Genomic DNA, 560 nt, shown 5'->3' with positions numbered 1-560 from the left:
AGTTGCTCGATGCGCCAGCGCCAACGATACCACTGAATAACCGGTAAGGCTTGCTCCAAGGTGTTGACTGGATGAGTCGTCAATAACCGCCAATGAATCGGGGCTTCTCCCGCCGGTGGATTGACCTCTTTGGCTTCGATGGCATGGAGTGACACGGCTGCCGGATAATCCTGGGCACTGACTTTCTGCGGTCGGCAAATCCTCACTGAGGTAAAGCGCACGGCTAACCAAGCTTCCCGCGCACTGCGCCCGATACGGGGGTCAGCCATCACCTCGACAGGATAGGTTCCCTCACACGGTTGCTGGCTCAAGGTCTCATAAAGCAGGGTAGAGCGATCCTCCAACCGGCGGTCACGACAGGCACGCACGAGCAGGTGCGTGTGGGCATCGGGGACCCGCACCCATGCTTCATAGATATCGCTTTCTCGGTCTCCGATATGAGTGACGCACTCCGCCCCACCGGCCATCAGACCCAGTTGGCTACGGTCGGCAGAGAGCAACCATTTGTAGGATTCTTTCTCTTCAATCGGCAACTGTGGATATCGACGTTGATGTTTGTC

Annotated in this window: 1 protein-coding gene; it reads right to left on the bottom strand. The window is 57.1% G+C overall.

Going from position 1 to position 560, the window contains the following annotated elements:
* Window positions 1-560: IS4 family transposase (locus tag JUK32_RS21745; RefSeq protein ID WP_204140969.1), on the bottom strand; the 560-nt coding region annotated here is incomplete at both ends.

The sequence above is a fragment of the Halomicronema sp. CCY15110 genome (assembly GCF_016888165.1).
In the GTDB taxonomy this organism is placed as follows: Bacteria; Cyanobacteriota; Cyanobacteriia; order Phormidesmidales; family Phormidesmidaceae; genus Halomicronema.
Note: the sequence above shows the minus strand (reverse complement) of the source record. Positions and strands in the feature narration are given on the sequence as shown.